Here is a 26,623-nt window from a genome sequence, read left to right as displayed (position 1 = left end):
AAGAAATTACATAGCTCTCAAACCGGCAGCATTTGTACCCGTTCTCCAAAGAAGCTTTGCTACCAAAAGAAATTACATAGCTCTCAAACGATAGATAGTATTTTGTGTTTCATGTCGTGGCTTTGCTACCAAAAGAAATTACATAGCTCTCAAACAGCCTGCTACGATATGCCATCCTTCTCTTAGCTTTGCTACCAAAAGAAATTACATAGCTCTCAAACATAAGGGTAAAAAGCATTGCAACTTTAATTGCTTTGCTACCAAAAGAAATTACATAGCTCTCAAACATAAGGGTAAAAAGCATTGCAACTTTAATTGCTTTGCTACCAAAAGAAATTACATAGCTCTCAAACCTTGTATGATGTATCAAAGAGGCTACCATCGCTTTGCTACCAAAAGAAATTACATAGCTCTCAAACCTCAAATTTGGACCTATGTATTTACCTGCATAGCAAACAGGCTTCTGGCACCTATTATTCTATCAGGCAGAGATCCTTATCAATAATCCTTAGATGATCTTTGTCATCGAGATCCTGATGTTCACGATGTTCTATCATTAGTACACTGAACTTTCGATACTTCAATTCCTTCTCAAGAGCCGCATACTCTTCTTTATTCATCAGATCCTTTAAACCTGAGAAGATAAACAGATTCTTCTTTAGCAGGGAACGCTCCGCTTCAAGGAGAAGAATAATCTTCTCTACCCATGAAGAAAAGCTAAGATCAAGGAAAAAATCCATCATTTTTACAAGATCAATGGCTGTCAGATCCATTTTGAAGCTGACCGGAAGAGGATAATCTGTACAGATTTTAAAGCAGAAATGATAAAGATCTTCACGGATACTTTCAACAGCCGGATCATCGCGAAAATCGAATGCAATAGTCTGCTGGAGTCTTGTCTTTGCTGTTCGATCAGAAAAATCCATTTGAAGAAGATCGGTAACAATTTGAATGTTCTGGCAGCTGATGATTTCCTCATTTTCCGAAAGAACAAAATCACCTTTCCCGGTCTTCAACTGCTCAATCATGTCCGTCAGAATACTCCGATAATAGAAATTATCTTCCACAACCAGAGTCTCGGGATATTCCTCAGTAATGGATATCGGATCAAAATAGTTAGGATTCACCAGGATCATAAGACCACCAATCGTTCCGATGAGTTAATGACGTCACTTTTATTGTCTCCAACCACATGAACAATATTGGAATACTGTTTCTCAGTAATAACGAGTACCTGAACAAGACCGCAATCCGGCTTATTGTTTTTGATTTGCTCAACAATTGCATTACTTGACTGCTGGTTAAGGGCTATTTTGCAATAGACCGATTCCTGCATCATAAAGAAGCCGTCTTTAATCAGAAATTTTCTAAACGTTGTATATGCTCGTCTGCCTGCTGCAGTTGTAACAGGAAGATCAAAGAACACCAGAACTCTCATATATCGAAAATTCATAATCAGGAAATTTAATGATCGATGGATCCCCACATTCTAAAGATGTCAAAACGCTTTTAACGTATATTTCAATGGCATTCAGGATGAACTGCTGCTTACTGTCAATATTGACCTGACGGTTCATAAAACCAATCAACTGAAGTTTCTGATCTTTACCGAACTGATCCGGCTTCATTTGAACGCAAAGAAGATCAATAAATGGCCGAAATGGTTCCATTAAGTCACAAGCAAGGTTTAGATCATTAAACATATTGTCATGATGAATGCCCAGCTGAGTAACGTAACCGTTGTTGACCACCTCTCTCGCGACAACAGAAAGCAGAAGACTATAGCCGTAATTCAGACAAGAATTGATTACATTGTCCTTATCCGTTCTTGTAAAGCTCATGCCAAATAATCTGTTGAAATATACTTTTGCTGCATGCCCTTCCCGATTTGTCACATCGCCGGGCATTACTTCTTTTGCAAACTCCAGCAATGCATCTCTGCCTTCTGTGCTTCCAATCCGGTCCAAAACTGCACTTTGCCCCAGGATCTTAGCGACAACTACCCTGCTCCATATTGCCTTTTTTACATCTGGCGGCCAAACAACCTGCTTTCTGACCTTATCAGAAGTATCATGGCTGCCATAAAGTGGTTGAAATCTTGCAAACGGGAACCGCCGTTCATCGCAGAAAACAACATCGACTTTGTTCTTCGCAAGCTCTACAAGGAGATAAGCAGTTAATGAAACTGCTGTAGACTCGATGATCAGGACAGAAATCTCACTTATATGAATGCGGTTCACATTATCCTTGGTTCTGATAACGAGATAATCCAATTTGTAATCAAGTTTCGCAATACTGGAGATTGCAACAACACGCCAGCCCATAAATCATTTCAAAAGATCAACTTTTGTTTCATAGAGACCTGTACTTGATTGATGAATCAGGAAAGCGCTGGTAAATGAAGATATGTTACTTGATTTCTGAACTCTTCCTGCAGTACCAGAAGACCCATTAAATTCCTTAAAGTTTCCAAATACTGAATCACATTTAAAAACTTTCAATATTTCCATCAATGCCTTTGCCTGCTTCAATATCGACAGAGAGCAGAAAGCATCGCGACAATTAGATAATTGTTTTCTTTCATTATTAAACAGTTTCAAATAACAAGGCTGCTCAATTCTGCTGATAAACCAGTCGTACATCTTAACGTTGTCTTCAGCAGAAATACCATCGCAACTTGTAACTTTCAGTTCTACATCTTTTCCTGCAGTTGCACATCTCTGGCAGTACTTCTGAAGGTTCTTCAAATATTGTCCATGTTCGTTGTCAACAGAAAACTCATAAGCATGCCTGTATACATTTTGACTTCCAGTTCTCCCTGTAATCAACAATCTGGAACCATCCAGTTCAAGAATTGCATTCTTGGGAACCTTCTTCACAATGATCCTCGGTTTTTCAAGATTCAACACATTCTCACAGTATTCTTCCGGTTTGTTTTCGTATTCATCCTTTGCATAAAGGAGAACGGGTTGAATAGTTCTTATCCTCTTTTTCCCCTTCTGATGTTCAACAACACAGAAATACGCGCCCGAAACCTTATCATAGCCGCCATACTTGTTGATATCCATTCCCTCTTTAATGGGCAGCTGACCTTTACCTTTCGATAGCGGATTTAGCTTGAAGAACATGCCTTTCCCCTCTATCTGGGCAACAGTAACGATGGGATTGTTCTTTGCCATGTACTTCTTGACAGTTCTGATTGAAGTGCCATCAGCTTTCCAGGCTTTGGGAACATCAAAATCAAAAACCTTATTCAAAGAGTATTTTTCATGCGTAATGTTCTTGAAGAACTGGTCCGTGAATTTGGTGTTGTACACGTTTCCGACAACAATGTTCAGATAAGCATCCTTGGCATGATGAAGATCGTTGATCTCCCGGAACTTTGGAAGATCAAATTCCTGCCTGAAATCACTGACATTCCCCGCCTTGGAATAAACGATCCTGGAAGTCGGATAGGAGTTATGAAGGATCTCGGCAAGGGCTTTGGTAGACTGCTGCGTCTCAACGATCTGTCTGGCAACAAAGGACGACAGCTCTTCCTCAGTCAATGGAGTACACCTGTTCAGCCGCTCGAACTTCACGTCTGAGATCAGGTTCTTATCATGCAGCATCTTCCAGAACGAAAGCATCTTTTTGCGGATGGAATCCTTAATCGGATACTCATTCGTCTTCTCACGGTTCAGGCGGCTTTCAACCAGAACACGATTATTCAGGCTGTTGTCCTTAATGAGCGAACGAGGGAAAATATGATCAATATCATAAGTTTTATCCTCGAGCATCATTTGTTCAAAATCAATCGGTTCTCCTGTATAAGCACTGCATCCAAGCTGGGTATAGTAAAGATAAAGTTTGTCTCTTCTTAATGACTGGTCTGTTTCCTTTTCAAGTCTTGATTTAACTTTTTCAAATTTTTCTTTCGGGATAAACTGAAAAGCTTCTTTAGCACAGGAACGATACAGCTCAGATAAAGTGTCCTTTCTAGAAACAGTACGCTTCTTCTTCAGCTCTTTGGAATTTGTGCGAGCCATTTCAATCATTATTTTCGCAGGAGCAGACTTCTGGATGTCAACAAGTTCATCAACCACCTTTAGTGTCTGCCAGATGCTCCGTTTGACAGCGGGTGCAATATAGAGGTCTTCTACCTGTTCCCTGACAGAATCACCGACCCCAAATTGTTCTTTACGATATTCCTGCGCATTTACAAGAAACTGATACCGGTCCGAAAGCAGTTGCATCAAGGTATTATTCGTTTCCCAAAGCATATCCATGATGGTCTTCACTTCGCCATTCTCATCGGTATGGTAGATTTCCGTCAGGAATTCCTTAGACAATCTTCCCCATTCCGAATACTGAAAACTGCGGATACAGCGAAGATCATCTTTGGTAACGCATTTCACATTCTTCTTAATCCAGCTTCCCAGCATCTTCTTGTCTTTTCCATAAACAAGAATCGCCTTAATGATTTTTTCAATATCAGCATCCGAAATATGGTCACGCATCGATGAAAAATCATGCAGAGACTTTAAGCTGGCATTAATCTCATCATCAATACCGGAAATCTCATCAGTCTGTTTAATCAGCCCTTTTGAAAGCAGGTAACCATGAATAGACTTCTTTGTAACTTTCTTCCTGGATTTAACGAACAGATCGTTGAAAATCTGCTGCTTCGTCCTAACATCAATCGGATATCCATTCACCTTGATCGGATTGATCGCGTTCAGTACCATATACCGGCTGTAAAGCAGCGAGTTCAACGGAAGCGCAGGAGCACCTGTATATGTGCACCGGCCGACAAGATTTTCCATGAATTTTTCCGCGCTCGCTTCTTCATCGATCATCTTTTCAAAATTCCATGGATACACCCTCTCATTCGAATTCTTTCGAACTGCCCAACCATTCTTCAATGGTCCAACATAATAGGGAATGCGGAACTCAACCAACGAGATAATCTTGTCCGAGGTCCTATAGCCGTCTGAATCAACGTCATTCAGAAACGGAAGATAATGTTCCGCATTATTCAAAATGGCAATCAGTTCCTTTCTCTGCAGCTGATAAGGAACCACACCATTGCTTGACCCCTTAAGTTTCGTCAAAAATGTTCGGCCAGCGATCTCCTTATAAACATTTTCCTCCTCATCGTCTACCGAATCTTTCATACCCGCCACAAAAGGTTCAAGGTACTTACAGAATTCCTCCTGAGAACACTTTTTTTCAGCATCATCAGAGGCAAGATATGCACACAGATTATTCCCTTTTCCCGAATGGAAAATCGCCTTATAGTCTTCAGCAGAAAGGTTATTGCGTACAAAGTTCTTCAGTACTTTGAGTTCGCGTTCATTTTTCTTGAAGAGAACGATTTTCGCATCACTGAGATATTCATTCGTTCCCAGAAATTCAGCCAGTTTTGCAATATCAAAGACTTCCTTGGCATAAAAAATGTAATCTGCCCTGTCACTCAACAGGATTGTAAGCTGATCCATCTGACTATCGATATCATCCTTCAAGGAAATTGACTTGATATCAGCGTCAGTTAAAGAATCATCACAGAACAATTTGCTGAGTTTGACAGTTGCCCCCGAAAGCAAGTCCAGAAAAGCACCGTAATCAAGCGAATCTTCCTCCGTTTTTGCTAAGTCTCCAAATGCCTTATTAAGTTTCTCTTTTTTAATCGAAACGGAATCCGCACTGGAAAGAACATCTTTAAACAGAGCAGGATCTCTTGGCGAAAAGCTCAACCCGTCGCTTTCAAAACGTGTTTCCAGATCCTCCATCGCCTCATCAAGTGTCTTCCCCTCTGAGTTTGCAGAGCTCTCCCAAAGAAAATGTCCACGACTTTTGATAATGTGATGCAGCGCAAGAAAAACAAGACGAACATCATGCGGCTGATCATTGTGGATCAGTTCACTGCGAAGATGATAAATGGTCGGATATTTCTTCAGATAATCCACATCGGTGAAACCGGGATCATTGAACAGCGTATACTTGCAGCCGGACTCCGTTCGATCCTCCGCCCACAGATTGCTTTCATGAAGACGCACAAAGAAATTCGGATCCAATTTCTTGATTTCATCTGTAAAGATCGATTCCAATAGAAGGAGTCTCTGTTTTCTGCGATTCAGACGACGACGATTCGTTCGTGCTGTTCTGCGGGCTTCAGCAGTATTTGCCTCGTCAAATAGACGTGCGCCCCACATCGACTTTCCCTTGAACTTCAGAATGTTGTAGTCCTGATCCGTCACTGCCCAACCACAGGAACTGGTTCCAACATCAAGACCAAGGTACCAATTTCCCTGCTTCTCATTATTCCCGTTTTGTTTCATTATGCTTTCTCCTTCAATTGACAAACATCAGGTTCTAGACTATAAAAATAGTGTCTTACTACCAAAGACAAATTACATAGCAGGTTCAAATAAGCTTTACAGCGAACTTATCGTCTTAGACGAATTCACAGTGTGTGAGCAGAAACTTCCGAAAGGAAGTTTTTGTTTTGTCTGTTTGCCCGAATGATTTTTAGAAGGCGATAATAGTCTGAATATGCAAGCAATGTTGTCTTCTCTGAAGTTAATTATATAGGCTTTCTATTATTTACCGCAATGCTGTTTAAATTGTCCCATTCCACTACATCATTCGAAATGCAGACAGGAATCTGTCTTTCCGGGTACCTTGAAAAATTATTTATTACCAAGGCCGGAAACCTGTTCCTTCAGCTTCAGTGACCGCTTCAGCCAGCCTCCCTGAAGGTAGTAGATCATAAAGAGAATGCTTGTAAGAACCCAGCTGATAGGATAGCAGACAAGTGTATCAAAGATCGTTGTACCGGGGTAGAAGATGATCCAGAGAATACGGAAAGCACCGATTCCCGAGGCCGTAATCAGCATCGGAATCAGAGAATCTCCGCAGGCACGGATGCCGGACGAGAATACTTCCACCAGGCAGAACGAAATCCACCACGGGCAGAGATAATGCAGGATGGAAAGACCGATCGTAATGACTTCCTGATCCGGCGTAAACAGACGGAAGAGGTTCGGACCCCCGAACCAGCAAATCGCAATGATGCCAAGCGCACCGACCACATAGCAGCCGATCGCATGATAGAACCCAGAACGTACACGCTTGATATTGCCAGCTCCGAAGTTCTGACCCGCAAAAGTCAGAACAGCTGTACCGAGCGAGCCGCTGGCGTTCCAGAAGAAGGCATCGATTTTACCGAAGGCCGTATAGGCCGCCACGGTACTTGTCCCAAAGCCGTTGATGGACGCCTGAATGAAAAGATTGGCGATGCTGTAGAGAGAAGACTGAATGCCCGTCGGCAGGCCGATGGCAAGAATCCGCTTCAGAATCGGCCAGTCCGCCGAAAGATCACGATACCGGAACTGGACCGGCTGATTCGTATGTGAAAGAACATACATCGTCAGGCGGCTGCTCACCACCTGCGAAATCACCGTTGCCCATGCGGCTCCCGCAATTCCAAATGGAAATACCGCCACAAAAACAATATCAAGAACGATATTGGTGCAGGCAGAGGCAATCAGGAAATACAGCGGCCGCTTCGAATCGCCGATCGCACGCAGAATACCGGCGCCGGTGTTGTAAACCATCGTCGGCACCATGCCGACAAAATAGATTCTGAGATACGTTACTGCCTGCGCAAACATATCTTCCGGCACATTAAGCATCTGCAGCAGCTGCGGCGCAAACACAATACCGACCACCGTCAGAACAGCTCCCAGCACAATCGCCAGGAACATGCCTGAAGCGGTTGCCCGCTTCACACCGTCACGGTTGTTCTGACCATAGAACTGCGCAATGACAACCGTCGCACCTGAAGAAAGCCCCGTCACAAAGCCGACCAGCAGATTGATCAGCGTACCCGTCGAGCCGCCGACGGCACCAAGTGCGGCCGTACCGACGAAATTACCCACAACGACCGCATCGACCGTATTGTAAAGCTGCTGAAACAGCGTACCGAAAAACACGGGAAAAAAGAACAGAAGCAGCTGTTCCGTAATATTCCCGTGAAGAAGATCGATTGCCTTTTTCTTTCTGACCCGCATTGTCCAGCCCCGCCTTGAGGCTATGCTAGCACAGAAAACCGCAGTAGGTACAGCCCCTCAGACAGTCATGTTCCAGAAAGAACGGATCCGCTCCAGCGCCGCCTCCCCGGCCGCACGCCCCTCATCATAGACACGGATCTTCTCTTCCCCATCGTGACACGTTGAAGAAATATTCAGATCCCTCTTTGGCCGTACAACGACAACGTTTCCGGCTTCCTCCTGCCGCCTTACTTCTGCAACCTCCCGGTTGTAGAAGTCTGCGCGCCGCGCAAGCTGATCGTAGATCGCCGGCATCTTTCGAAGCAGGAAGTGCAAACCATCGAGCTGTGCCCTCGAATAGTCTTTTTTTCGATACGAATCCGGCTGCGTCAGAATCACGACACAGCGATCGTATCCCTTTCCTTCAAGAAACTTCAGAGGAATCGAATCACTGATGCCGCCATCAAGAAGCCGGTAGCCATCCACATCGACCGGCCTGGAGACGATCGGCATCGATGCGCTTCCCCGCATCCAAAGCAGATCATCCTCCCCGCCATCCGTGCAAAGATGATACAGAGGCTTGCCCGTCTTTATATCCGTTGCAGTAATGTAAAACGCCATCGGATCGGATGCGAACGTCCTGATATCCCAGATGTCCAGTTTCTTCGGCAGCGTATCATAGCAGAACTTTGCCCCGTACAGATCGCCCGTCAGAAAAAAGGACTTCCAAGAGCAATACCGCCAGTTTCTGGCAAAGCGCACATTATAGCGGATCACTCTGCCGATCTGGTGCGACTTAATATTGCAGCCGAAGGCAGCGCCCGCCGAAACTCCGACCGCTCCGTCCGGATACAGATTGTTCTCCATCAGCACATCGATCACGCCAGCGGTGAACATGCCGCGCATCGCTCCGCCTTCCATCACAAGACCACGTTTCATAGTTCCATCACGTCCTCAGCCATCACAATCCCGCCGCAAGCGAAAACACCGTCAGAACAACAATCAACGAATCAAAACGATCCAGCACACCGCCATGCCCCGGCAGAAGGGTCCCGTAATCCTTGATCTTCCAGTGCCTCTTGATCATTGAAAAGATCAGATCGCCAGCCTCCGCCGCTGCCGGCAGAATCAAACTGCACACCGCCAGCTGCCAGCCACCGAGGCTTTCACACACCAGCATCCCGTAAATATAGGAAAGTACTGCCGAACAAACATAGCCACCGATCGCACCTTCCCATGTCTTGCGCGGAGAAATGGACGGAGCCATCGGATGTCTGCCGAGCCACGAGCCAAACAGATACGCACCCGTATCCGCAAGTGTACAGATCATCACGATATAGAACATCAGCTTCCAGCCGTCCGCCGTCCCGTAAACCGCAGCCGTACTGCGTGCTGCCATTACCATGATCACGCTCAGACAGTACGCCGTGCAGGCAAGATCAATTGTCACAAAGCCCGGGATCAGGCACAAAGCAGCCAGCACAATGAACCACACGCCCAACGCCGCCGGAAGAATACTGCTGTCACAGAAGACTAATGCCGCCATCGCCACCCAGAGAATGGCCGTAAATACAACCTGCCGCGTATCCTTCAGCTTCAGACCGCTGATCTCCCAGGCCCCGAACAGCCCGATCAATACCAGCAGAACCCGCATCCACTGTCCACCAAGAATCAGGCACGGAAGAACAACCGCAACCAGGATGGCAGCCGTCACTGCCCGCGTACGAAAGTTATTTTTCATAACGCTATCCTAGTCGCCCGCAAATAAAAATTCAGCATACGTTTCGCCCGATTCGTATGCTGAAGAGTACTTAACACTGCTGTTATGGTGCAGCGGAATTTATTTCAATGACGGACGAAGCCAGCCCCTCGCCGGATGCGCTCACCCGGATGGTTCCGGCCGTTTTACTGGTCTGCACAATGATCAGCGCCTTTCCGGAGAATGTCCTGCGGCTTGCATGGCTGTCATCACTGCCCTGATATGAAGAAAGGTCCGTCGGATCCCCATTGTCCACACCGATGATCCTTCCTTCCCCCTCCAGGGTGAAGTCCAGATCAACGCTCGCCCTGTAAACCGGATTGCCGTCTTCATCCCGGATTTCCGCCGTAATGAACGCAAGATCCGAACCATCCGCATGCAGCTCACTCCGATCTGCCGTAAGAACAACCTGCGCAGCCGCCGAAGACGTTTTTACAGAAGAGCGTCCCACGGTATCCGTGATTTCATTGCCGTCTTCATCGTAGGCTTTCGCCATGATTTCACCCGGCCAGTACCATACATCCCAGGAAAGATAAAGCTCCCCCTCACAGGTCTGATACGTATAGCCGTCTTCCGTCGTCTGTTTCGCGAAGTATTTCCGGCCCAGTGACATGCCGTTGCGAAACAGCTCAACGCTCGCCGCATTGCTGTAGACATCAACCTTCACCCGACCAAGTTTGTCCCTGACGATATCTTCTACATTCCAGTCGGGAAGAATGTGCAGCGTCACAACATCCGGATTCCATTGACTCATGTAGAAGTAATACGTATCCTTCTCAAAGCCGGCCGTATCCACCACCCCGAAATAGGAAGACTTCGGAGAAGCACCCTGTCCGCTGACCGATCCCGGCTCCAGCCCGTTCCAGGGCTCCGGCTCCCCAAGATAGTCCCAGCCCGTCCAGATGAACTCGCCACCAACAAAGTCCCGCGAAATCACATCCTTCCATGCCTGCTGTGCCGTCGTGCCCCAGCCCACATGTACCGTATCGTAGACGGACACCTGAAGATTCTTCTCATCCACTCCCAGGCTGGAATACCAGCCCCGGCTGCTCAGCGCACTCGCCGTCTCCGAACCATAGAGACACCAATCGGGATATGCCGCATGCATCGAATCATATACATCTCCGCCTGCATAGTTGAAGCCAACGGCACCGCCCGCATCCACGAGCGCCTGATCCATCGCCAGCTGAACCGCATTGTCCCTGCCTGCCAGATTATCGCCGATCGTTACCACCGCATCCGGATCCTCATCTTTGATCCAGGTAATGATCTCTTCGGCATACTGAGGATAGGCCTGTGTATCACCGCTGAAATTGCCCAGCAGCTCATTGCCGATCGAATACATGATCACCGCCGGATTATTGCGCGACTCCTCCACCATCCGCCGCGATATATATTCCGCCCAGGTCTCATCGCTGTATGCGTGCTCGATTCCATTGTCCCTTCCAACCGTCTCCAGAAAGAAGCTGCTGCCATCGTTGACGTTTCCGTTCTTCGGATAAATGTAGGTATCAAATCCTTCTTCAATCAGCAGAATGCCCTTCTCTGCACAAAGAGTACGGAGAATCCGTCCCGCCGCATGATGCGTCGAACGGATCGCATTGACGCCCATCCGTTTCAGCTTGCCCAGCTGCCGCTCCACCGCCGCCTCATAGCACGCTGTGCCAAGGGCGCCGTAATCCTGATGCAGACAGACACCCTGCAGCTTCATAGCCTTCCCGTTGAGGAAAAAGCCATGATCCGCGTCCCATTCTGCATAGCGATAGCCGAAGGGAATCGAAACCGCATCACTGCCATCCGAAGAAGAAACAGCGACCTCCCACGTATACTGCGAAGGATCATCCACCGACCAGAGCGTCAGATCCCGCGCCTCAATGGTCTGCGAAACGGTCGCGGTCTGCTTTGCCTGTACAACCGCCTGCGAAGAGGTTTCACCAACCGCCGTTCCAGCAGGATCACGCAGCACACTGTGAACAGTTACCTCTGCATCATTGTCACTGTCATTGCACAGAACGATCGAAGCTTTGGTTTCGGTACTGTTTTGCTTTTTGAGCTGATCGACATCATAGCGGATTGCAGTCGCATCCTCATCGACAAACACAGAATCCGTCACCTTCAGCCACACATCCCGATAGATTCCGCTGCCGGAATACCAGCGGCTGTTGGGCTGGGGATTTTCAACACGGACAGCCAGCACATTTTCACTCGACCCGTCAACAATCAGGCCGCCGCTCAGATCCAGCGAAAACGAGGTATAGCCATCCGGATGATAGCCAAGCTTCTGCCCGTTAAGATAAACCTCCGCCCGCTGATAGACACCATCAAATACCACCGAGATCCGTTTCCCCTTCAATGAAGAAGGAACCACGAACTTCTTCCGGTACCATTCTGTGCCGCCGGGAAGAAAGCCGCTTTCCGCCTCCCCGTTTTCGTCATAGGCCATGGAAATCGACCAGTCATGAGGAAGCGTAACAGGTTCCCACGTACTGTCCCCAAGCGAAGGATCCGACGCCGTTTCATCCCCTTCCCCACACGAAAAAAGCCAGCCTTCATTAAAACTGTTCATGCGCCGGGAAAGATCAGGCACATCATTTTCTTCCGCCGATGCCGGAACACATCCGGCCAATAGCAGGACAATCGTCAGGAATACACTTGCCAAACGCCTCATGAGACTATCTTAACATGGCAAAGATCCCGTATTATCAGCTGCAGCCAATAAAACGGAGAGAACCGTCACTCCCTCCGTTCTGACTTTCCATTCAATTGTTTGTGACTGTTACGATCAGTCCGCGCTGACGCCCCAGGAAGGAATCGTACTGCCGCGGTGCAGAAGAACTGTCTTCTGATAATCCGTCTGATTCAAAAAGCGAAGGACCGCCTTTTCCTCTTCCTCATTACAGCCGGCAAGAATCTTGACATCCAGCGTTTTCTTCAGAATGTCAGCCGCCACGACGACCGCCGTAATCTGCGAATGCGATCCGGAACCGAGATAAACCGAAACTCCTTGGCTCTTCAGGCATCGTTATGGTTGAAAAAGCAGTAAATCTCCTTTGATCATGCGGGTCTAAGCTGTTTTGGTTTTCGGTTAGGAAGTGGGACCTGGATATCTGAGCACACAAGGTACACCATGTCGATCATGTTGNGGGCTCTTCAGGCATCGTTATGGTTGAAAAAGCAGTAAATCTCCTTTGATCATGCGGGTCTAAGCTGTTTTGGTTTTCGGTTAGGAAGTGGGACCTGGATATCTGAGCACACAAGGTACACCATGTCGATCATGTTGTTGATGTTTCTGAAGCCGTAAGCCTTGCGGATAATGAGTTTGATTTTGTTGTTTGTTGCCTCAATGCGTGCATTGCTCAAACCGTAACGAATCGTGTTTAAGATATGTTCCTTATGCCGCTTGATCTTGTGATAAAGATCTATGAAAGCAGGCATCCTGCTGTGGCTTGCCCAGAAGAGCCAGTGCTTCAGATCGGCTTCTGCCTTTTCGACGTCAGTTGATTTGAGAAGTAAGCGAAGAGACTCTTTGAGACGGTATGCCCGGTACAACTGCGAATCATTCGCCTGAATAATATCAAGACGAATCTGCTGTTTTTCTGTCAGATGCTCCGGTGCTTTACCCAGGACATATGCGGAATTCTTGATATCGGACGCCTTCTCGCGGGCAGCCTGAATCGCGGCGGCGACATTGTCATCTGTCCTTGGACGGCCACGCTTCTGCGGATTTGCCTGTTCCATCTTCTGAGCTTTCTGATAAGCGGCGCGCCACCTGTCTTTGCGGACTTCATCCAGTGTTTCCATTGCCCATTCCACAACGTGAAAAGGGTCAACGCACCGTTCGCAGTCTGTCGTAAACTCATTGACGCAGTCTGTAATCCAGCGTGCACCGTCTCCTGTAACGACCTTGATGCTGGCAAGCTGCTCTTCTGTCAGAGACTTGAAAAACTGCTCAAGGACGCCTTTCCCATGCCCATCTGCGGCCCATACGACGGTGTTGGTATCATGGTTGACGACGACTGTAATGTATTTATGCCCTTTGCGATAGCTCGTTTCATCAATGCCGATATTCACTAATCCGTTCAGCCGCCTGGAACGCTCCGGTTCCAGATCGTGAAGAGCACGTGAGATACAGTTTCCGACAGTCTGCCAGTCAATGCGCATGTATTCAGCTACAGCGCTTCTGGGCAGGTACTCTGCAAGCCAGGCAACTGTTAAATCGAATTCCTTCGTAAAGCCGCTGGAAGGATAGGCCCATGGAACGGCGGCGGTAACCACACCGTGATCCGGACAAATGACACGGTGAGTTTCAGATACAACCTCAACGACAATGCCACCAAAATCCAATCCTCTCCATACCTTCGGATTTCGTGCAGCCCTGTCATACTTTGGAAGATGTCTTCGGCCACAGTGAGGGCAGACATCCTGATGCCATACATTTGCTCTGACATAGATTCTAAGATGATTCACACCGTCCGAATCAGTATAAAAATCATACGATTCAACAACTGTATTCTTGACTCCGAGCAGTTTCTTGCATAATGTAGCAGTGGTCATCCTGAATCTCCTTGTGTGTTATGTTCAGCGCATTTACATTACAAGAATCAGGATGGCTTTTTCAATTTTTGACATCTCTAAAATGATGCTGGTTTACCCACAATCATGCCTGAAGCCTCAACTCCTTCCGGATTTTCATTCGTATCCGTCAGGTGCGCATAATCAACCGGATATACCAGATTGGCAAACTCCGAATGATGTTCCCCCTTCTTATGAACCGGACGAACAGAACTGGAAAGATACAGCGTATCCAGTTTCTGCCAGAAAAAAGCATTATTTTCGTATTCAGCCATGCATTCCCTCACAAAATACTGTCAATGACAAAATTTATTATACCGCCATTGCAGGAAATGTAAATCTCTTGCATATCATTGAAATTTTTTTCATTTATCTTTCTGCTTCAGGCGGCGGGAGCGGCCCGTACGCGAAGAAAGACTGTACACAGGTACCTGATATTCCTCCAGCAGCTGCTGAACATCGAAGATCCCTGTCTGATTCATCGCATTGGCCACAATCTGCAGGCAGCCTGCCGCATCACTGTCCGCCCGGTGATGATTCAGTTCAATGCCAAGATAGTCACATACATCATTCAGCCGGTGATGACTCAGCTGCGGCCAGAGACGCCGCGAAAGAATCACTGTATCAAACCACTGCACCTCCGGGATCCTGAGGCCGCAGTTCTCACACGCCGCCGCCAGACAGCCCATATCAAAGCCCGCATTATGTGCACACACCAGATGATCACTCAGATAAGGCTTCAGGTCCATGTACACCTCCCGGAACGACGGTGCCCCCGCAACATCCGAAGGATGAATGCCGTGGATCGAAATGTTCATCGGCCAGAAGGAAGAAACATTGTCCGCCGGACGGATCAGCGTCGAATAGGGCGTCTCAATGGAACCATACCCGTCCATCGTTGCCAGCCCAACCGAGCACACCGACGCCGGCGACCCGTTGGCTGTCTCAAAATCGATTGCTGTAATGTCCATAACTATTCCGTAATATGATCGTATGCCATCTTCCAGATGTTCTTGATATGTTCATCCGACATCGAATAATACACGTTCTTTCCATCCTTGCGCGACTTCACCAGTTTCGTCTTCTTGAGACTGGCAAGCTGATGGGACACCGCACTGGGAGACATCTGCAGCACCTCACACAGATCACTCACACACAGCTCCTCATAGAACAGCGCATTCATGATCTTCAGCCGCGTCGAATCCGCAAACATGGTGAACAGCATCGACATGTCATCGTACTCGCTCTCCTTGATCATTCCAGCGCGGCAGCGGTCCGTCCGCGTCTGAGCCTTGTTCATGCATTCTCCCCTTTCATGCGCGTACTTTTCACTTCCTTGCCCGGGGCATACAGATTCATGCACCGGCGAAAAAACGTTCTGCCGAACATGTCCACCGACTGCGTACTGCCATCCACCAGTTCCACAAACACCCTGTCCGACGCCGTATGGTACTCGTAGCGCCACTGCACAATATCCTTCCACAGGCAGAGATATGCCATGTCCGGATTCTTCTGATTGTAAAGAACCAGGAAATCCGGATAGAACTCGACCAGCGTACGATCCGGTAGAAACAGCGCAAAGAGGCAGATCCCCATCACCACGATGCCATACGCAGCCAAAGACCACGGCCCCAGCATCAGTGCCGCACCGACCGCAATGCCCCCGATCAGCTGCGCCGTCGGCTTCACATGGATGCGCACAGGCTTCACACCGTCTTTCTTCGGAATATTGCAAACTCTGATAATCTGCGATTTCATTATCCCTATTATACATCCGGCTTCTGCTATACTGTTGAGGCTATGACACATCCAGTAACATTTGAAATTACGCATATCTGCGCCCAGTCCGGTGCCCGCACCGGTATCCTTCATACGCCGCACGGCGACGTGGAAACACCGATGTTCATGCCTGTCGGAACGCAGGCGACCGTCAAGTTCCTGTCCCCGGAAGAGCTGTATGCAATGCATGCAGGCGTCGTACTGGCCAACACGTATCACCTGTGGCTGAGACCCGGGAAAGAAGTGATGAAGAAGGCCGGCGGCGTTCATAAATTCATGAATTATAAAGGACCGATGCTGACGGATTCCGGCGGCTTCCAGGTATTCTCCCTTGCCAAGACAAGGCAGATCACCGAAGAGGGCGTCACCTTCCGCAACATCCTCAACGGTGACCGCATGTTCATGTCGCCGGAAATATCAATCCATATCCAGAACTGCATCGGCGCCGATATCATGATGTCTCTCGACGAGTGCATTCCCTATCCGTCCTCCCGCGAATACACGGAGCAGTCGATGCTGCGGACACTTCGCTGGGCCGAGCGCGGCAAACAGGCAAATGAACGTCCCGACGAGCAGGCCGTCTTCGGCATCGTACAGGGTGGCGACCATGAGGATCTGCGCCATTACTGCGCCGAGAAGCTGGTTGAAATGGACTTTGCCGGCTATGCCGTCGGCGGCACCTCCGTTGGTGAAGACAAGGAAACATTCCGGCGCATGGTACGCATGTCCACCGAAAAGCTTCCGGAAGAAAAGCCCCGCTACCTCATGGGTGTCGGAGCCGTCAACGATCTTCTCGATGCGGTGCTTTACGGCATCGATATGTGCGACTGTGTCCTGCCGACCCGCATTGCCCGCCATGGCACACTGATGACATCGCAGGGACGCCTCAACATCAAGAAGGCAGCCTTCGCCGAAGACTTTACGCCCCTCGATCCACAGTGTGACTGCTACTGCTGTCAGAACTATACCCGTGCCTACCTGCACCACCTCTTCCGCTGCGACGAGGGGTTCGGAACACGGCTTGCCAGCATCCATAACACCCGCTTCCTGATCCGCCTCATGGAAGAGGCACGTCAGGCCATTAAGGAAGACCGTTTCCTCGATTTCAAAAACGAAACACTCGCATCCATGAAGTTTGATGAACGCGGATTCTGAAAAGTGCGCCCCATGGGGCGCACTTTTTCTTTCTGCTGCTGTTTCAGTCTGTGGTCAATTGCCGGTGTTTTCTTCTGGAACGAACTGAATTTCGCCGTCCTTCATCGAAGCGATGCGGGCCAGTGACTCTACCCGCACACCGCTGCTACGCAGCTGTTGACCACCATCCTGGAAGGCTTTCTCAACCACGACACCGACACCGGCACAGCTGGCACCGGCCTTGGCGATCAGTTCCATCATGCCGCGGATCGCCGCCCCGTTGGCCAGAAAGTCGTCCACGATCAGAACACGATCATCCGACGCCAGATAGGCTCTTGAAACCTGGACCATATAGTCACGGTTATAGGTAAAGGAATGAACCACCGACGTATACACATCACTGCCGATGTTATGGGAACCGCTCTTCTTGGCAAAGATCAGCGGAACACCCAGATGATAGGCAGCCGCAAGCGCCGGCGCAATGCCGCTGGCTTCCAGCGTCAGCACCTTCGTGATCGTTACGCCATGAAACAGATCCGCAAATTCCGCGCCGATATGATCCATCAGCACCGGATCCACCTGATGATTCAGAAAGCTGTCCACCTTCAGAATTGAATCACCGATCACCCGGCCTTCCTTGCGAATCCGATCTTCAAGTCCCTTCATCTTCAGTCTCCCAGACTGTACAGCCGCGAATATTTGTCTTCAAGATAATCCAGATAGTAACGGGCGTCAAACGGTTCCCCGCTCGCCATTTTCACCATCGTACCCGCATCATACAGCGCACCGTAGCGATGAATGTGTTCCTTCAGCCAGCCGATGCAGTCAAGATATCTTCCCTCTGCAAGCGCCGCATCCACATCGATGTCCTTCTTCATCGCATGCAGAAACTGGGCACCAAACGCCGAGCCTAGCGCATAGGTCGGGAAGTAGCCAAAGCTGCCGTCCGCCCAGTGCACATCCTGCAGAATGCCTTCCCGATCATTGGCAGGACGCACTCCGAGATACTTCTCATACATATCGTTCCAGGTCTTGTTCAGATTGGCCGTACTGATCTTTCCCGTAAACAGACCCTTTTCAATCTCATAGCGGATCAGAATATGCAGCGGATAGGTAAGTTCATCCGCCTCCGTACGGATCAGGGAAGGACGGCTCGCATTGATGGCGCGTACAAATGTATCGACGTCCACGCCGCCAAGCTGCTGCGGAAACTCCTTCTGCAGATCCTTATAGCAGTACTTCCAGAACGAAGCGCTGCGGCCAAGATAGTTTTCGCAGAAACGGCTCTGGCTCTCGTGCATCGCACTGCCCACATTGTTGCTCAGGGGGCCGCCGTCAAAGCGCGGATCAATGTCATGTTCATACCAGGCGTGTCCCGTCTCGTGAATGATCGAGAAGATGTTGGAAACGGCACTGTTCTCCAGATACTTCGTCGTCACCCGGCAGTCATTCTCGCAGGTCCATGCCGTAAAGGGATGCTCCGTTTCACCGACATAGCCCCAGTCGGGCGTATAGCCCAAATACGGCAGAAGATACTTTTCCGTATATTCTCTCTGTCTGTCAATCGGATAATCCAGGTACAGGAAGCTGTCATCAATCGCCTCTGCCCTGGCGACGCGCTGAATCAGGGGCACCAGCCGCTCCTTCACCTGATCAAAGAACCGATCATAGAAGGCCATGTTCATGCCGGGCTCAAATTCATCAAGCATCTGATCATAAAGCGGAACATTGCTTCCACGGAAGCCGTAGATTTTCCTTTCCATCTCAATGATCGCTACCAGCGAATCTTCAAACAGGCTGTAATCCCCCGCTTCCTTTGCCTTCTTCCAGCGCAGATAGTTATCCGCCTGCAGCTTCGTAAACTCTACATAGGTATCCTTGGGAATGCAGCAGAAGTTATGCATCGAACGCGAAAACAGCTGGGCCTCGCGGCGCGTCACTTCCTCTATTGCCTCATTGTTTTTCACCGCATCGACCATCTTCAGCGCATCTTCCGAAGTCGAAAGAGAAAACAGCTCGCCCTGCAGAAAAGCCATACGGTCATTGCGGTATTCACTGCCGCCGGAAGGCGCAATGGTCTGTTCTTCGATGCCGATCAGGCTGACTGCCATCTCATAGGCAGATACCTTGAATTTCCAGTCGTTGTATTGTTTCAGCAGTTCACTTGTGTCCATCATTGATTTCTCCTCCTAAAACGAGGCGTTCGATTGTCTTTGCGACACCGTCATCCTCGCAGCTTTCACACATATACCGGGCTGCCGCCTTTACTTCCGGAACAGCATTTGCCATCGCATAGCCATAACCTGCTGCAACCAGAAACGCCGTATCATTTTCCGCATCACCAAAGGAAAGCACATTCTCCCACCCGAGGCCGTAATATTCCAGGGCATCCTGAACCGTCAAGGCCTTGGTGACGTTGTTCAGAAACACATCAAAGCCGTTCCAGGCACTCCAGGCAAAGGTAAACTGCGGCAGCAGCGGCTTCAGCTTCGCCTCCGTCGCATCATCGCAGATGATGAACGTTCCCAGAGGCAGTCCAACCGAACAATGATGATCGCGCGTCGCAGTACAGTCGAGAATACTGTCAGCCACAAACGGATCGCCATGGCTGTAGCCGTCGCGGAACTTTTCATAGTTCACGTAGGCAGCGACCGCATCTTCAAACTTGAAGCCAAGACCGACATCATAGACATCGCACCAGTGAACCAGCGCATCCATGTCTTCCTTTGACATCGGATGCTTGCGAAGAACGTGTCCCTCATGATCCACCAGGCAGGCACCGTTGATCGTCCCGATCAGTCCGTTGGGAAGCGCCGCAAATACCTTCGGCGGAATCATCGTATAATGACGGCCCGTATTGAGCATGAAGTGGACGCCGTTCTGAGAGCATAACTGAATGTCTTTCACCAGCCGCGGACTGTAGGAATCCTTTCCCGGAACCAGCGTCGTATTGTCCAGATCGACTGCGATCAGGTCGATTTTTCCTTGTCTATTCATTTTTCCTCCCTTTGCAGATTATGTTATCATAAGTGTGTTGCCGCGCTCGTAGCTCAACTGGATAGAGTGTCAGCCTCCGAAGCTGAAGGTTATGGGTTCGATCCCCACCGAGCGCACCATTCATAAAAAACGGCCGTAGACAGGAAGCTGCGACCGTTTTATTTTTCGCTGTGCATCAATATTGTGCCTGCTCATTGGCTGGTAAGCGAGGAGAAAAGCGCATCATTGGCCTGTGCCGCCCCAGCAAGCGTGTCCAGCAGATCCTTCATATCGGAAACCGAGTAGCAGACCGTTTGATCACCAACGAATTTCACAAGGTCATACCTGTAAAAATAGACATTGCCGGCATCCGGAGTTTCCACCATAAAGGCAAGATCATCATTCGATGGAACCTGCGCCGTTTCTTTGAAATCGGACGTCTTCAGGTATTGAACCAGCTCATCGCCGAACGAATTCCAGATGCTCTGATACTGATCCGATGTTTCTTTCAGTCTTGCAGCAAAGTCATCCGAAGCTCCAATCGTTTCCAGACTGCTTTCATCAAAATCCTTCACATTGATAAATGCCGTGTAGGAGGAGGGAGACTTATATCCCCCGCCGATATCATACCCGTATAACGTAACAGCCATCGTATCTGACGACTGAATGATTTCCTGAACAGCAGCGGGTTTCGATGCGCAGCCGGACAGAGCCATCGCAAAAACTGCCGCAGAATAGAAGATGAAGCGGTAGACATTTTTCATAGCTGTTCCTCTCATTCTTCGAAAACTATCTCTACATCATATATAAAAAAAAAAAGATCAGGTTTCAATATCTTCAAACCCGATCATTTCAAATCAATAAGTCAATATTTCGTTTCCGGTCTCGGTAATGAGAATCGTATGTTCCCATTGTGCAGAGTCGGAGCCGTCCGCCGTATAGATGGTCCAGTCATTGTACGGATCGATGACAACTCCTGCCTTGCCGGCGTTGATCATCGGTTCGATGGTGATGACCATGCCCGGCACCAGTACCATGCCGGTATGGGCCTTGGCAATATGGGCGACAAACGGATCTTCATGGAAATCGATGCCGACGCCGTGTCCACCAAGATCGCGCACCACCGAATAGCCCAGGGAATGTGCATATTTCGCGATAGCAGCGCCAATGTCACCGACCGTGTTCCACGGCTGTGCGGCGGCCATGCCGATCTCGAGGCACTTCTTCGTCTCTTCCGTCAGACGCCGTCTTGCCGGACTGACTTCACCGATCATGAACATGCGCGAAGCATCCGCATAGTAGCCGTCGACGATCGTTGTCGCATCGACATTGATGATGTCGCCGTCATGAAGATGGCGATGGCGGGCAGGAATGCCATGGCACACCTCATCATTGATCGAGGTGCATACACTCTTCGGATAGCCTTCGAAGTGATACGGTGCACAGATACCGCCGTGCTCATGCGTATATTTGACGACAATGTCATCGATCTCCTGCGTACTCATGCCGTCATGAATGACTGCCGCAACCGCATCCAGAACACCTGTATTGACAACACCGGCCCTCCGGATCCCTTCAATCTGGCTCGGCCGCTTGATCAGCGTATCATCCGGAACAATCATGTGCTTCCTGCGGCACTCCTCCATCTTTGCACGAATGTGCTCCGGAATCGGTTCCGTCTCAAAATAGGAGCGCTTCTTCGCATCAATTTCTTCTTCTGTCATCTGTTTACACCTTCTTCTTTGTTGTACTGCCAAATCCGCCGGTACGCACGCCATCTGCCTCATCATCATCAGTGATGCCGAAGGGAACAAATACGCCCTGAAGCATCCCTTCACCTTCCGAAATCACAAGATCCCGGCCTGCGCGGGAATCATTGAACAGCCGGCACATGATATGTCCCTCATTGGCAGCCCCGTAATAGTCACTGTCAATGATGCCGACGGTATTGTTCAGCTGCAGACGGTACTTGAAGCCCAGCCCGCTGCGCGGAAACAGCATCAGAACATAATGAGGATCCATCCATGCCCGTATCCCGGTCGCAATCTTGATTTCCGTCTGCGCCGGAATTCTCAGATCCATCGGCGCAAAGAAGTCATAGCCGGCCGATCCCGCTGTCGCCCGCACCGGCAGACGAAGCTGCTCATAGGCTCGTTTGATTTCTTCCTCCGTCAGTAATGGAGACAGTTCCTTCCAGCTTTCCGCAAACCGGGCATAGCTTACTTTTTCAAATCGGGCAATTCCCATTGCTTACTCCTGACCAAGTTCCTTCATCATTTCAACCACAAATTCCGCGAGCATCATCTGGAACGGATACACCGTCAGCTGAAGTCCCGGTGTAAAGAATTCATCTCCCGGATACAGGATGCCGTGCACCATGCGATCCAGAATACTCTTCGTATCCAGCGACGAGGCATAGTCGAGGATCTCCTTCGGATTGAGTCCCGGCTTCATCGCATACGAACGGTCCGCGCTGTCGCTGAAGGCCGCCAGAATCAGATTGCGCGCCTCATGATACGTATAGACCGGCTCCACCTTCGCCCCGCAGACATCCATCAGATTGTCCATCAGGCCGTAGAACATATCCTTTTCACTCAGCACCCGCTTGTGCTGCTGGGCAAGCAGACGGTCGGTGATGACCTGTGAAGAGCGGAAGCGTTCATTCAGGTTGCTCGCCAGCTTGACTTTTCCTTCATAGATCAGCAGGTGGCGGTAGAAGCTGTGCCACCAGGAAGGAAGATCCGCCTTCTCAAAGGTATATTTGACGCCGTCGAAGATGCCGAACGCCTTCATCGCATCGTAGTAGCCGGCAACTTCCAGCCGCTGCACCACCTGCGGATCAAACTGCAGAAACGAACCGGTTTCAATCCTCGGGAAAATATATGTGATGCCCGGACGGTCCATGAAATTCGGATGCTGAGGCTCACTGTTGAGGTCGATGGCAATGATTTCATCCGCCCCCAGCTGAAGTGCTTCATCGATCGGCAGATTGTCAAAGTAGCCGCCGTCAATGTATTCTCCACCCTTGAAGCTGTGCACAGGGAAAGCCGGATAGGCGCTGGCCGTTGAAATCAACCAGTCCAGTCCATCTTCCTTCATCATTTCCTTGGTAACGTAGATCGGTTCCTTGGTTCTGTGCTTTGCCACGACGCAGCCGAAGTCAATATCGCTTGCGAAGAATCGTTCGGGATGATACATGTCCGTGATCCGCTGGATCAGCGGGCTGATATCCGCTCCCTTCTCCTTCAGAAAACGATGGACGAACTTCTGGATGTCCGCCCGTTCACTGATCATCTCGCTGAGGTCCATGTCGATGGGGATACCGCCGTTGATGATCTGATCCTGTGACAGGTGGTGCCACATATCATCCATTGCCTGATAGTCCTTCTGTACAACAAGCACCGCGTTCAGTGCGCCGATGCTCGTTCCGCAGACGAGATTCCAGTCGTCCTTTCCAAGCCGCCGCAGCGCATGAACCGCTCCGTTTTCATAGGAGCCCCGCGTTCCGCCGCCAGCAAGTACCAGTGCTTTTTTCATATCTGCCGCCTTCCGCCAGCTTATTCTATCATTCTTTCCAAAGGTGATTCGTTATATAATAATGCGTCGGGAGGAACCATCCGTATGAAACTCAATATCGCTGTATTCTTCGGCGGCGAGTCCGTAGAACATGAAGTATCCATCATCTCCGGTCAGCAGGCAATCAATGCCCTGGATCCGGAGTTATACAATGTCATCCCTGTCTATGTCGCGAAGGACCGCAAGATGTATGTCTCTATGGCCGGCTGGCTGCGCGATATGGCGAGCTACCGCGATCTCAATGCATTAACGAAAAAGTGCACGCAGATCACGCTGGCCAACGTCGATAACAAGGTAAGAATTCTTCCGGTGAAATCCGGAATTTTCGGAAGAAAGGAACTCGGCACCATCGATGTGGCCATTCCTGTCATGCATGGCACCAATGGCGAGGACGGAACCATTCAGGGCTACTTTGAAAATCTGAAGCTGCCGTATGCCGGCTGCGATCTTTATGCGGCCGCTGTTGGTCAGGACAAGGTTCTGCAGAAAAATATTCTGCATGACAACGGTCTTCCCATCACTCCCTGGTTCTATGTCTATGGCGATGAGATGGAAGAAAAGAAGGATGAAATCCTGAAGCAGGTCCATGCGATCGGCTATCCGGTCATTCTGAAGCCGGCGCGTACCGGTTCCTCGGTCGGCATTACGGTCGCTCACAATGATGCGGAATATCTCGATGCCTTCGATGATGCGCGGCAGTATGACGAGAAGGTCATCACCGAAAAGACCATTGATCCGCTCAAGGAAATCAACTGCTCCGTCCTGGGCAACAGCGTCCATGCGGAGGCCTCTGTTCTTGAGGAAGTGCACCATGCCAAGAACGATGAGCTGCTTTCCTTTGATGACAAGTACAAGTCCTCCGGCTCCATGGCCGGTGCTTCGCGCCAGGTTCCGGCACCTCTGTCCAAAGAGCTGACGGAGAAGATTCAGGACTATGCCCTGAAGACGTTCCGTGTACTTGGTGCTTCGGGCGTGTGCCGCATTGACTTTCTGATGAATGCGGACACCAACGAAATCTACGTCAACGAGATTAATACGATTCCAGGCTCTCTGTCCTTCTATCTCTGGACCGAGAAGAATGTTTCCTTCAAGGAACTGATGAACCGTCTCGTTAAACTGGCTCTCGACCGTGAACGTCGCCGCGCCCGTATCACCTTCAGCTATGACACCAATCTGCTGGAAAACTTTGCCGGCGGCGTCAAGGGTGCCAAAGGTGTAAAAGGCGGCGTCAAGGGCGGTGTAAAGCAGTTCTGAGTCCGTCAACGGAAGATGAACGAACAGAAACACTCCGAATGAGGACCGTGAAAACGGTCCTTTTCGTTTGCTCGAAATGAAAAGCGGATCACGTACGACCCGCTTCTTCTGTATTAAGAATTTTGCTTACTTCAAACGTTCTTCGAGCTCATCGATTTCCTTCTGCAGGGATTCGATGCGGGACTCATTGAAGTCAATGGTCCGCTGGAACTCGTCCTTCAGATTCGGCGCATCCGTGATGTCAATCCGGTATGCAAGATCATCGTTATTGTGCTTCAGCTTCGTCAGCTCCATCTTCTTGCTTTCGAGGCTGTCCGAGATCCGCTTCATCGCACGATCACGCTTGCCGTTCCAGAATACTTCCTTGGCATCGTTGAATTCCTTCCAGAGACGATCGTTGTCCGTCTTTCCGGAATATCCGGCAGCTGTCCATTCCTTGTCGAGCTGCTTCATACGATCCGTATTCTCACGGCCATAGTCTGCCGTATCGGAAATCTTCTTGGCTTCCTCAATCAGAGCTTCCTTCTTGGCTACCGATTCCTTGAAGGCTTCATTGCGCTGCTTGAAGAACTCCTTGCGCTTGTCATAGAACTGCTGGCGGGCTTCGTTGAAAGATGCCCAAAGCGTATCATCCTCCTCATGCCCTGCCGAACCAGCTGCACGCCACTGCTGGAACAGATCATCCAGCTTCGCAGCACCATCCTTGAAATTGGTTACCGAAGCAACAGCCTTCTTCGTCTCCTCAATGATGGCGGTCTTCTTTTCCTTCGCTTCCGCATAACGGGTCTCACGGTTCGCGTTGTACTCTTCCTGCTTCTGACGCAGCTCACGGTCTACCGCATTGATCCGCGAAGCGAACTCACGGTCAGCCGCCTCACCGGCGCTCTCCAGATCACGCAGCTTGTCACGCAGATCGCGCAGCTGCTTGCGCGCATTTGCAAAATTCGGAGCTTCCCGCAGCTTTTCAGCTTCCTGCACAACAGCCTCCTTGGCTGCAGAAGCTGCCTTGCGTGCCTCATTCAGCGGGCCGAACTCTTCTGTAACTCTGGCGAAACGCTTTGCACATTCCTTATCCTTCGGCGTGCCCCAGTCATCCAGCGCATCCCACTGCTTCTTGATTTCCTCAAGAGCAGCTTCATCGCCGCTGTCTGCCAGCAGTTGTTCCGCCTTCAGGCACAGATCACGCTTCTGCTGCAGCTGATCCTCCATGACTTCCAGAGCCTTGTCTTCATATTTTGTTCCATATTCAACAGCTCCCCCCTCATCCTTGGAGTGCTTCCACTGGAACATCGTATAGTCACCGTTTACATCGATGCCATACCAGCGGCCGTGTCCGTCATCCGCGTCCGCCTGAGGCGCACATGGATTTCCTTCCGCATCCTTTGCGCCGTAGAGAATCTCTACAACGTAGCCGTCAAACTTGTTGTGACGGGTCCTGCTGGTTTTTGCAAATACATCGTTGAATTCCGGTTTATTCATAGTTTCCCCTCTTTGTAGTTTCCTGTTCTATTCTACATTTTTTCGCGCAGACAGAAACAAG

24 protein-coding genes, 1 tRNA gene and 1 CRISPR repeat array (1 of these 26 cut by a window edge) are annotated in these 26,623 nt (G+C 49.5%); of the genes, 3 read left to right on the top strand and 22 right to left on the bottom strand.

The annotated features are described in order from the left end of the window. A CRISPR array of direct repeats spans positions 1 to 419; the repeat unit is 36 nt; unit sequence GCTTTGCTACCAAAAGAAATTACATAGCTCTCAAAC (it extends 3,451 nt beyond the left edge of the window). A gap of 54 nt (positions 420 to 473) precedes the next feature. From csn2 to C1714_RS08635, 14 genes are all read right to left on the bottom strand, one after another. Continuing rightward, on the bottom strand, positions 474 to 1,136 hold the full coding sequence (gene csn2, locus C1714_RS08695) for a type II-A CRISPR-associated protein Csn2 (RefSeq protein WP_102342798.1): 663 nt from the start codon (positions 1,134 to 1,136) through the stop codon (positions 474 to 476). Then, on the bottom strand, positions 1,133 to 1,426 hold the full coding sequence (gene cas2 / locus C1714_RS08690; protein ID WP_245305086.1) for a CRISPR-associated endonuclease Cas2: 294 nt from the start codon (positions 1,424 to 1,426) through the stop codon (positions 1,133 to 1,135). The genes csn2 and cas2 overlap by 4 nt, the downstream gene beginning before the upstream one ends. Further along, the gene (gene cas1 / locus C1714_RS08685) at positions 1,416 to 2,324 is read right to left on the bottom strand and encodes a type II CRISPR-associated endonuclease Cas1 (RefSeq protein ID WP_102342796.1); all 909 of its coding nucleotides are present in this window, start codon (positions 2,322 to 2,324) and stop codon (positions 1,416 to 1,418) included. Before cas1 ends, cas2 begins: the two co-directional genes overlap by 11 nt. Before the next feature lie 3 nt (positions 2,325 to 2,327). After that, positions 2,328 to 6,320: a type II CRISPR RNA-guided endonuclease Cas9 gene (gene cas9 / locus C1714_RS08680; RefSeq protein ID WP_102342795.1), complete on the bottom strand. Its 3,993-nt coding sequence runs from the start codon at positions 6,318 to 6,320 to the stop codon at positions 2,328 to 2,330. Positions 6,321 to 6,671: 351 nt separating this feature from the next. After that, positions 6,672 to 8,054 (bottom strand): MATE family efflux transporter, encoded by a 1,383-nt coding sequence (locus C1714_RS08675; protein WP_102342794.1) that lies wholly within the window; start codon positions 8,052 to 8,054, stop codon positions 6,672 to 6,674. A gap of 57 nt (positions 8,055 to 8,111) precedes the next feature. Beyond that, positions 8,112 to 8,972, bottom strand: coding sequence for a patatin-like phospholipase family protein (locus C1714_RS08670; RefSeq protein WP_102342793.1), 861 nt, complete (start codon positions 8,970 to 8,972; stop codon positions 8,112 to 8,114). Between the two features lie 22 nt (positions 8,973 to 8,994). After that, positions 8,995 to 9,774: a phosphatidate cytidylyltransferase gene (locus C1714_RS08665; RefSeq protein ID WP_102342792.1), complete on the bottom strand. Its 780-nt coding sequence runs from the start codon at positions 9,772 to 9,774 to the stop codon at positions 8,995 to 8,997. Positions 9,775 to 9,856: 82 nt separating this feature from the next. Further along, a complete protein-coding gene (locus C1714_RS08660) occupies positions 9,857 to 12,460 on the bottom strand; it encodes a glycoside hydrolase family 2 TIM barrel-domain containing protein (protein WP_102342791.1) in 2,604 nt (867 codons plus the stop codon). A gap of 114 nt (positions 12,461 to 12,574) precedes the next feature. Continuing rightward, positions 12,575 to 12,742 carry a hypothetical protein gene (locus C1714_RS14070; RefSeq protein WP_167849992.1) on the bottom strand — a complete coding sequence of 56 codons (168 nt, stop codon included), beginning with the start codon at positions 12,740 to 12,742 and terminating at the stop codon, positions 12,575 to 12,577. Positions 12,743 to 12,984: 242 nt separating this feature from the next. Further along, a complete protein-coding gene (locus C1714_RS08655; protein WP_102342790.1) occupies positions 12,985 to 14,346 on the bottom strand; it encodes an ISL3 family transposase in 1,362 nt (453 codons plus the stop codon). Positions 14,347 to 14,423: 77 nt separating this feature from the next. Next, positions 14,424 to 14,639 (bottom strand): hypothetical protein, encoded by a 216-nt coding sequence (locus tag C1714_RS08650; RefSeq protein ID WP_102342789.1) that lies wholly within the window; start codon positions 14,637 to 14,639, stop codon positions 14,424 to 14,426. A gap of 90 nt (positions 14,640 to 14,729) precedes the next feature. Continuing rightward, positions 14,730 to 15,335, bottom strand: a complete 606-nt coding sequence (locus C1714_RS08645) for a 3'-5' exonuclease (RefSeq protein ID WP_102342788.1) — start codon at positions 15,333 to 15,335, stop codon at positions 14,730 to 14,732. A gap of 2 nt (positions 15,336 to 15,337) precedes the next feature. Then, the gene (locus tag C1714_RS08640) at positions 15,338 to 15,664 is read right to left on the bottom strand and encodes an ArsR/SmtB family transcription factor (RefSeq protein ID WP_102342787.1); all 327 of its coding nucleotides are present in this window, start codon (positions 15,662 to 15,664) and stop codon (positions 15,338 to 15,340) included. Further along, the gene (locus tag C1714_RS08635; RefSeq protein ID WP_102342786.1) at positions 15,661 to 16,122 is read right to left on the bottom strand and encodes a hypothetical protein; all 462 of its coding nucleotides are present in this window, start codon (positions 16,120 to 16,122) and stop codon (positions 15,661 to 15,663) included. The genes C1714_RS08640 and C1714_RS08635 overlap by 4 nt, the downstream gene beginning before the upstream one ends. 42 nt (positions 16,123 to 16,164) lie before the next feature. On the opposite strand from C1714_RS08635, the gene tgt reads away from it, so the two are divergent. Beyond that, a complete protein-coding gene (tgt, locus tag C1714_RS08630) occupies positions 16,165 to 17,298 on the top strand; it encodes a tRNA guanosine(34) transglycosylase Tgt (RefSeq protein ID WP_102342785.1) in 1,134 nt (377 codons plus the stop codon). A gap of 54 nt (positions 17,299 to 17,352) precedes the next feature. Here tgt and C1714_RS08625 read toward each other — a convergent pair whose 3' ends face one another. The 3 genes from C1714_RS08625 to C1714_RS08615 are packed head-to-tail and all read right to left on the bottom strand — an operon-like array spanning position 17,353 to position 20,274. After that, complete coding sequence (locus C1714_RS08625; RefSeq protein WP_102342784.1) at positions 17,353 to 17,943, bottom strand: xanthine phosphoribosyltransferase; 591 nt, start codon at positions 17,941 to 17,943, stop codon at positions 17,353 to 17,355. A gap of 2 nt (positions 17,944 to 17,945) precedes the next feature. Beyond that, positions 17,946 to 19,454 carry a carboxypeptidase M32 gene (locus C1714_RS08620; RefSeq protein WP_210115282.1) on the bottom strand — a complete coding sequence of 503 codons (1,509 nt, stop codon included), beginning with the start codon at positions 19,452 to 19,454 and terminating at the stop codon, positions 17,946 to 17,948. Then, on the bottom strand, positions 19,438 to 20,274 hold the full coding sequence (locus C1714_RS08615) for an HAD family hydrolase (RefSeq protein WP_102342783.1): 837 nt from the start codon (positions 20,272 to 20,274) through the stop codon (positions 19,438 to 19,440). Before C1714_RS08615 ends, C1714_RS08620 begins: the two co-directional genes overlap by 17 nt. A 42-nt stretch (positions 20,275 to 20,316) precedes the next feature. Between C1714_RS08615 and C1714_RS08610 the strand changes: the two genes are divergently transcribed. Then, positions 20,317 to 20,393, top strand: a tRNA-Arg gene (locus tag C1714_RS08610). Between the two features lie 72 nt (positions 20,394 to 20,465). On the opposite strand, the gene C1714_RS08605 is transcribed toward C1714_RS08610, so the two are convergent. From C1714_RS08605 to C1714_RS08590, 4 genes are all read right to left on the bottom strand, one after another. Then, positions 20,466 to 21,017, bottom strand: a complete 552-nt coding sequence (locus tag C1714_RS08605) for a hypothetical protein (protein WP_102342782.1) — start codon at positions 21,015 to 21,017, stop codon at positions 20,466 to 20,468. A gap of 93 nt (positions 21,018 to 21,110) precedes the next feature. Then, positions 21,111 to 21,977, bottom strand: coding sequence for a methionyl aminopeptidase (locus tag C1714_RS08600; protein ID WP_102342781.1), 867 nt, complete (start codon positions 21,975 to 21,977; stop codon positions 21,111 to 21,113). Positions 21,978 to 21,981: 4 nt separating this feature from the next. Beyond that, positions 21,982 to 22,500 carry a dCTP deaminase/dUTPase family protein gene (locus C1714_RS08595; RefSeq protein WP_102342780.1) on the bottom strand — a complete coding sequence of 173 codons (519 nt, stop codon included), beginning with the start codon at positions 22,498 to 22,500 and terminating at the stop codon, positions 21,982 to 21,984. 3 nt (positions 22,501 to 22,503) lie between these two features. Next, the gene (locus C1714_RS08590) at positions 22,504 to 23,790 is read right to left on the bottom strand and encodes a patatin-like phospholipase family protein (RefSeq protein WP_102342779.1); all 1,287 of its coding nucleotides are present in this window, start codon (positions 23,788 to 23,790) and stop codon (positions 22,504 to 22,506) included. Between the two features lie 84 nt (positions 23,791 to 23,874). Between C1714_RS08590 and C1714_RS08585 the strand changes: the two genes are divergently transcribed. Then, positions 23,875 to 25,083, top strand: coding sequence for a D-alanine--D-alanine ligase family protein (locus C1714_RS08585; protein WP_102342778.1), 1,209 nt, complete (start codon positions 23,875 to 23,877; stop codon positions 25,081 to 25,083). A 126-nt stretch (positions 25,084 to 25,209) separates the two neighbouring features. Here C1714_RS08585 and C1714_RS08580 read toward each other — a convergent pair whose 3' ends face one another. Then, positions 25,210 to 26,562 (bottom strand): DUF349 domain-containing protein, encoded by a 1,353-nt coding sequence (locus C1714_RS08580; protein WP_102342777.1) that lies wholly within the window; start codon positions 26,560 to 26,562, stop codon positions 25,210 to 25,212. Positions 26,563 to 26,623: the final 61 nt, after the last annotated feature.

The organism is Galactobacillus timonensis (genome assembly GCF_900240265.1).
Classification (GTDB): domain Bacteria; phylum Bacillota_I; class Bacilli_A; order Erysipelotrichales; family Erysipelotrichaceae; genus Bulleidia; species Bulleidia timonensis.
This window is presented reverse-complemented; position numbering and strand designations above follow the sequence as displayed.

What these genes read in the sequence shown, in the direction of transcription:
- C1714_RS08620 (WP_210115282.1), bottom strand. Translation starts at nt 19,454, where the DNA reads ATGATGGACACAAGTGAACTGCTGAAACAATACAACGACTGGAAATTC.
- C1714_RS08595 (WP_102342780.1), bottom strand. Translation starts at nt 22,500, where the DNA reads ATGGGAATTGCCCGATTTGAAAAAGTAAGCTATGCCCGGTTTGCGGAA.
- C1714_RS08615 (WP_102342783.1), bottom strand. Translation starts at nt 20,274, where the DNA reads ATGAATAGACAAGGAAAAATCGACCTGATCGCAGTCGATCTGGACAAT.
- C1714_RS08585 (WP_102342778.1), top strand. Translation starts at nt 23,875, where the DNA reads ATGAAACTCAATATCGCTGTATTCTTCGGCGGCGAGTCCGTAGAACAT.
- C1714_RS08655 (WP_102342790.1), bottom strand. Translation starts at nt 14,346, where the DNA reads ATGACCACTGCTACATTATGCAAGAAACTGCTCGGAGTCAAGAATACA.
- C1714_RS08665 (WP_102342792.1), bottom strand. Translation starts at nt 9,774, where the DNA reads ATGAAAAATAACTTTCGTACGCGGGCAGTGACGGCTGCCATCCTGGTT.
- C1714_RS08625 (WP_102342784.1), bottom strand. Translation starts at nt 17,943, where the DNA reads ATGAAGGGACTTGAAGATCGGATTCGCAAGGAAGGCCGGGTGATCGGT.
- csn2 (WP_102342798.1), bottom strand. Translation starts at nt 1,136, where the DNA reads ATGATCCTGGTGAATCCTAACTATTTTGATCCGATATCCATTACTGAG.
- C1714_RS08640 (WP_102342787.1), bottom strand. Translation starts at nt 15,664, where the DNA reads ATGAACAAGGCTCAGACGCGGACGGACCGCTGCCGCGCTGGAATGATC.
- C1714_RS08670 (WP_102342793.1), bottom strand. Translation starts at nt 8,972, where the DNA reads ATGAAACGTGGTCTTGTGATGGAAGGCGGAGCGATGCGCGGCATGTTC.
- C1714_RS08645 (WP_102342788.1), bottom strand. Translation starts at nt 15,335, where the DNA reads ATGGACATTACAGCAATCGATTTTGAGACAGCCAACGGGTCGCCGGCG.
- C1714_RS08605 (WP_102342782.1), bottom strand. Translation starts at nt 21,017, where the DNA reads ATGAAAAATGTCTACCGCTTCATCTTCTATTCTGCGGCAGTTTTTGCG.
- C1714_RS08600 (WP_102342781.1), bottom strand. Translation starts at nt 21,977, where the DNA reads ATGACAGAAGAAGAAATTGATGCGAAGAAGCGCTCCTATTTTGAGACG.
- C1714_RS08580 (WP_102342777.1), bottom strand. Translation starts at nt 26,562, where the DNA reads ATGAATAAACCGGAATTCAACGATGTATTTGCAAAAACCAGCAGGACC.
- C1714_RS08590 (WP_102342779.1), bottom strand. Translation starts at nt 23,790, where the DNA reads ATGAAAAAAGCACTGGTACTTGCTGGCGGCGGAACGCGGGGCTCCTAT.
- tgt (WP_102342785.1), top strand. Translation starts at nt 16,165, where the DNA reads ATGACACATCCAGTAACATTTGAAATTACGCATATCTGCGCCCAGTCC.
- C1714_RS08650 (WP_102342789.1), bottom strand. Translation starts at nt 14,639, where the DNA reads ATGGCTGAATACGAAAATAATGCTTTTTTCTGGCAGAAACTGGATACG.
- C1714_RS08635 (WP_102342786.1), bottom strand. Translation starts at nt 16,122, where the DNA reads ATGAAATCGCAGATTATCAGAGTTTGCAATATTCCGAAGAAAGACGGT.
- cas1 (WP_102342796.1), bottom strand. Translation starts at nt 2,324, where the DNA reads ATGGGCTGGCGTGTTGTTGCAATCTCCAGTATTGCGAAACTTGATTAC.
- C1714_RS08675 (WP_102342794.1), bottom strand. Translation starts at nt 8,054, where the DNA reads ATGCGGGTCAGAAAGAAAAAGGCAATCGATCTTCTTCACGGGAATATT.
- C1714_RS08660 (WP_102342791.1), bottom strand. Translation starts at nt 12,460, where the DNA reads ATGAGGCGTTTGGCAAGTGTATTCCTGACGATTGTCCTGCTATTGGCC.
- cas9 (WP_102342795.1), bottom strand. Translation starts at nt 6,320, where the DNA reads ATGAAACAAAACGGGAATAATGAGAAGCAGGGAAATTGGTACCTTGGT.